This window comes from Microbulbifer thermotolerans (assembly GCF_900112305.1).
Classification (GTDB): Bacteria; Pseudomonadota; Gammaproteobacteria; order Pseudomonadales; family Cellvibrionaceae; genus Microbulbifer; species Microbulbifer thermotolerans.
The window spans coordinates 1-5475 of the sequence record NZ_FOKT01000020.1; the positions used below are offsets into that span (position 1 = coordinate 1).

At 45.2% G+C, this 5475-nt stretch carries 5 protein-coding genes and 1 pseudogene; 3 read left to right on the forward strand and 3 right to left on the reverse strand.

Annotated features, from left to right (window positions below):
* Positions 1–225: pseudogene (locus BM155_RS16560) on the reverse strand (IS256 family transposase); the annotation flags it as partial.
* 234 nt (positions 226–459) lie between these two features.
* Here BM155_RS16560 and BM155_RS17195 point away from each other — a divergent pair.
* Both BM155_RS17195 and BM155_RS16570 read left to right on the forward strand, forming a co-directional pair.
* Positions 460–1095 (forward strand): hypothetical protein, encoded by a 636-nt coding sequence (locus tag BM155_RS17195; RefSeq protein WP_139223318.1) that lies wholly within the window; start codon positions 460–462, stop codon positions 1093–1095.
* Between the two features lie 280 nt (positions 1096–1375).
* A complete protein-coding gene (locus BM155_RS16570) occupies positions 1376–2824 on the forward strand; it encodes a right-handed parallel beta-helix repeat-containing protein (RefSeq protein ID WP_074904441.1) in 1449 nt (482 codons plus the stop codon).
* A gap of 551 nt (positions 2825–3375) precedes the next feature.
* Here the strand turns inward: BM155_RS16570 and BM155_RS16575 are convergent.
* Together BM155_RS16575 and BM155_RS17200 are read right to left on the reverse strand one after the other, a co-directional pair.
* A complete protein-coding gene (locus BM155_RS16575) occupies positions 3376–3933 on the reverse strand; it encodes a dihydrofolate reductase family protein (RefSeq protein ID WP_074904444.1) in 558 nt (185 codons plus the stop codon).
* Positions 3934–4081: 148 nt separating this feature from the next.
* Positions 4082–4423, reverse strand: a complete 342-nt coding sequence (locus tag BM155_RS17200) for a hypothetical protein (protein ID WP_139223319.1) — start codon at positions 4421–4423, stop codon at positions 4082–4084.
* Positions 4424–5099: 676 nt separating this feature from the next.
* On the opposite strand from BM155_RS17200, the gene BM155_RS16580 reads away from it, so the two are divergent.
* Positions 5100–5475 (forward strand): transposase (locus BM155_RS16580; RefSeq protein ID WP_175487822.1); only part of this gene is annotated, 376 nt, incomplete at its 3' end.

Below are 5475 nucleotides of genomic sequence, written 5' to 3' on the forward strand. Positions count from 1 at the left end.
ATCCAGTTCAAAGCTGCCAGCGGAGCTCTTCATGGTCTTAGATGTATGGCCATTCTTGCGGTTGGGCTTGTCCTCGCTTGCGAGGTGCTCCTCCAGCTCCGCCCGCATGGCCGCTTCGGTAAGCTGTTTGATCAGTGGGGTCAGGATACCGTCTTTGCCACTGAGGTCTTTGCCCTCACGCAGTGCCTTGATGGCGGCATCCATATCGAAGGTAGGTTTGGTCATAGGTCATCTCTTTTTTGTTAATGGTAAAGAAATGACACAGAATTCTGAACACTACCTGGACACCCAAAAAATAAAACGCTTTCTACGCCACTCATATTGCAACATTTCTCACCTCATAGAAAATACTGTCAATTCATACAGCAATATGAACCCAAACCACACCCTACTACCATTGCACCTCTCTCAGTGTGCAAGGGATGAGTACACAGGACGCGGTTTTGAGCAACAGAGATAGTGAATCGACGATCGGCTGTTGGAACTGGCCCGGCTGGAGGAAGTAGTTGCAGAATCATTGCCCGGCAAGCCAATCGGGAGGATGGCTGCACCGGTCGCTTCTGGGAAGGTAGATTCAAATCCCAGGCATTGCTCGACGCGCGGGCCCTTGCGGCCTGTATGGCCTATGTAGATCTGAACCCTATCCGGGCCAAAATGGCTGATACGCCCGAAACCTCAGACCACACTTCCTTACAACGGCACATATGGGCAGCTCGGGATGGCAAACAGCCACATCAGCTCTTTCCCTTCGCTGGTAGCCCACGAGAACCTATGCCAGTAGGACTGCTGTTTCAGTTACAGAACTATCTGGAGCTGGTGGAATGGAACGGCCGTTGCCTGCGTGAAGACAAGTGCGGCGCAATCGACGAGCAACTGCCGCCGATTCTCGAACGGCTGCAGATCGACCCACGACACTGGCTCTACCTGAACCGTAACTTTGAAAGCCGCTTCAAGTGCTTGGTTGGCGCTGCACACTTGGTGCGCAATTCCTGTGAGAAGCTCGGCAAACGCTGGGCTCAAGAAATCCGAGACAGTGAGCGCTATGAGAACAACTTAAATCGATTAGAAAAACTCAATCCAATGAGATTCCAATGACATCCAATTCATTCTCTATCTACACTTCTTTACCGACACCCTGTTCAATCTAAAATGCTTTCTAACCGATAGAATAAAAAATTGAATTACCCCACACATTGATCCGAGAAAAAATCAGCATTACGTGATTTTAACCACAGATTTATTCAACCAAATTGATAATAATAAAATGTACTAATAGCCTATATCTGGTCTTCCGCCTTGGCTAACAGATATATCATAAGCTTCATACCCCCTATCAAAAGCCATGCACATCGCTACTCCACACTGGAGGTTTTGAATGAAGATACAAAACCATAAATATATGACTCCTATAAAGTGGCTTATCGTCGCTACATCCCTATTCGGCCCCAGGAGTTTTGCTGCAATACTACCGGTTTACAACGCTGAAGAGCTCCAAAATGCGCTAAAAAACGCCACCCCAGGTGATGAAATTGTAGTTCACCCAGGCTCTTATATTGGCGACAGAAGTACGAGTGGCGACGGAAGAGCCCACTTCTTCAGCGATAAAAGCGGAACTATAAGCTCTCCCATTACTTTACGTAGCGCCTCTCGAACCAGCAAACAAGCCCTAGCCGGAAGCGATGTTGATATAGGTTACGTATTTTTACTTGAAGGCGACTATTGGGTAATTAAAGATCTTAAATTTACAGGTGCGCAAAAAGGGATAATGCTAGAGGGAGCTAATCACAACATAATCGACAATGTAGAAGTCTATAACATTGGTCAGGAAGCCGTACACTTTCGCAATAGCAGCTCCCACAACAAGCTAACCAATTGCTATATTCACGACACAGGTAAACGAGAAGGCAAAGAAGGTACAGGCGAGGGGGTTTATGTTGGTACAAATAACGGCCATCAGGAATCTCCTCCCGATAACAGTGATTACAATACCATAGGGGGTTGTGCTATCGGCCCCTGGGTGACCGCAGAGGCTATTGATGTTAAAGCCGGCACAACTGGGACGGTCATAGAATATAACCATATCGATGCACGGGGTATTGTAGGAACCTCTGCTTCACCACAGGCCGATAGCTTCGTCGACCTGAAAGGCACCGACGCTCTTGTGCGCAACAATTTCATGGATTATAAGGGCGACAACAATATTACGCACGCTATATACAGCTATCGTGAACATAAAAGCTCGAATGTCTACGACAATATATTTAATCTACCAATTTCAGCGGGAATCTTCCGAGCGCAAGAGCCCACTATACATATTTCCAACAATATCCGATTAGATGGTGGCTACACTCTGGTATGGAAAGAATACCAAATCAAAAATATATCTTACTCACTTGACGAATCTATTGAGCAACCCAACAACGGCCCCTATCCTTGCTTTGACGAGCTGGATGGTGGATGCGGTGGAACCCCTACAGGTTCAAACAGCTCTTCCAGCTCTAGCAGCTCCTCTTCATCAAGCTCCTCATCCTCTGGCTCCACCGCAAGAAACTGTCAGGCAGTAGCTATTAATGTGAGAACTGAAATTACACTAGGAACAGAGAGCTGCGTCGTATTTCCTGAATCTCTTCTAGGGAAAACACTTCAGGTGTGGGATAGTGATGAAAATACGCAGTGTGACTTCCGGGGAGAAATTCAGGACCAGACCAACTCAGGAACGCTTGCTGTAACTGTAAACTACGCATCAAGCGACAACTTCTCAAGCAATACTCTGTTTATTACTTCTAGCAACAGCTGCCCATACCTTAAAATACGAGCATATTGATTTTAATCTTAAAAAGATATAAACCCTCGGCAACTCCTTAGTAAATTACTTTAAAACTCGGTAGATTACAGGGAGTGACCGAGGTTTTTTGTCGATGACAAAAAACTATCTAGCACGGATTTTTCACAACTCGCCTGACGCTCCAGCATTTTATGCTGTATAGCCATGCAGTATACAAGCACCTCCGAAGATGACCTAAAAGCGCTCAGGTTAATCAGTTTGCGACCGGATAATTTTTCTCAAAACACAACTTCCTTTTACCCCATTATTTTCATATGCCGGGATCAGACGGTTGCGCAATGTCGAGATTGAGTTTTTCCGGTGTTTCTTGCTAATTCACTATCCAAGAACTTGGTCCAGCAGATTTTACCCTGATCCCTAGCGGAACTAATAATGAGAATTATGGCTATCAGTGCTTTCATTGTGTTAGCGCCGCGCTCAGTCGCGGATAGTTTTGTACGCTTTGTGCGCGATAGTAGGAGCGTAGCGACCGCGCATAAAGCGTACAAAGCTATCCGTCGGCCTGCAGCGCATTGTTAAGCAGATTCATGCTAACCATTATTGTTTACTTTATATCTTAGCTCCGCCATCCCTACCCCCATTTTCTGAACGGATATTAGACTAAGAGTAGGGCTTAAGACACGGCGCGGAAAAAGTGGCTTACCTTTAGCAAGAGTAGCAGAACCAACTTGAATAATTAGTTCGTCAAGCAATCCCGCGTCATAGAACTGACCAGCTAAGTCACCACCGCCGACGATCCAAATATTTTTATCTTTAGCGGCAACCTTCATTTCTTCGTGTGCTTGACGTACATCTCCAGTTGAAAAATGGATATCTGCACCGTCAATCACCGGTAGCTTACGACTTGAGAATACCCAGGCAGGCTTGTCATAGGGCCATGGAGAACCTGTCTCTTTAGCAACCTGTTCTGCATTACGCACTATCCACTCATAAGTTGATGATCCCATAGCCAAGGCCCCAACTTCGGATATGAACCCAGGATAGCTAGAGCTATTTATATCTCCAAGAGGAAAAAGCCAATCAAGAGAATCTTCTTCGGTCGCGAGGAATCCATCAAGACTTGTGGCTGTGTAATATTGTGTTTTCACTATTTCCCACCTATTCAATTTTAATCGCCTAACGCCGCAAGCAGCTGCGGCTTTGTAGTGGATTGTTTTGCGGTAGCGTAGCGTTAAACCGTAAAACAAAGAACGGAAAAGCCGTCAGACTGCTTTGCTTTGTTAGCCATGCAGCTTGCTATGTGTTTTTTTGTAATTGCACATTGTATATCTCAATAACTTTAGCCGTACCTATTTTTCGTGATCCCTCTCCAACTTCAATGACCATACCTTTATCAAGACAGTTTGAGTATGCTTCTGGAGTGATTAGTTTAACGAATGCTTTAGTTGGCTGATTAGGTTCAGCTTTACCAGTTTCGATAAACCAATGATGTGTACTTGTGAGGTAATCTCCATTTACTTTGTAATTTGGTCGATAACCATTTTTTACCGCTACAGCTTTCTCGGTAAATGTTACCTCTACAAGTACATCTGGGTCCCAATCAGGATTTTCATTTCTATCAAATTTATCGATTATCATGAATGCACCTCTCGACACATAACGCCCGCTTCAGCTGCGCCGAATCCGGAGTGTTTTTTGTGTTAATGTTTGAGCGCAGCTAGTGACACAAAAACGCGTAGGTTTTGGCGTCATCCTGCAAGCGATTGTTATATGCTTGGGCATTTTACACCAGAACAGTAGTTACGCACATGCATACTTTTAAAATTACAGTCTTTACGCAGCTTATCTTCTAGTGTACTGAAAAATGGATAGATATTATCTATATTCTCTTGTGCTGGTTTCCAGTTTAAGCCACCGTAAGAGTGACCGAATGTGGCCTTGTCGTTATAACTTTGGACGAAATAGAAATCACCTTCTATTTCTTTGTATATATACCTAAATCTATGAACAATTTCAGGCTGCTTTATTCCACTCAAAGAAACAACACGACCTCCTTCTTATGTTGAATATTCTAAATATGAAACACCATCAATAGCCCCAGCCGAGTCTAGAACACACTGCATATTCGGAAATGGAGAAAATGGATTAGACTGCTGACTGATACCATAAAATGTATCGCACCCCACCAAGAAGAATATTACCAATAATATTTGAAGTTTTCTCATGATTCGATTCGCATATAACGCCGGGCTTTTTTCGGTAGTGTTCAGAATTCTGTGTCATTTCTTTACCATTAACAAAAAAGAGATGACCCATGACCAAACCTACCTTCGATATGGATGCCACCATCAAGGCACTGCGTGAGGGCAAAGACCTCAGTGGCAAAGACGGCATCCTGACCCCACTGATCAAACAGCTTACCGAAGCGGCCATGCGGGCGGAGTTGGAGGAGCACCTCGCAAGCGAGGACAAGCCCAACCGAAAGAATGGCCATACATCTAAGACCATGAAGAGCTCCGCTGGCAGCTTTGAACTGGATACGCCGCGGGACCGTGCCGGCACCTTCGAACCGCAGATCGTCAAAAAGCATCAGACGCAGCTTACCGACGAACTGGAGCGCAAAGTGATCGCTCTGTTTGCCCTCGGTAACAGCTACCAGGACATCCGCACACACATTGCCGAAATCTACG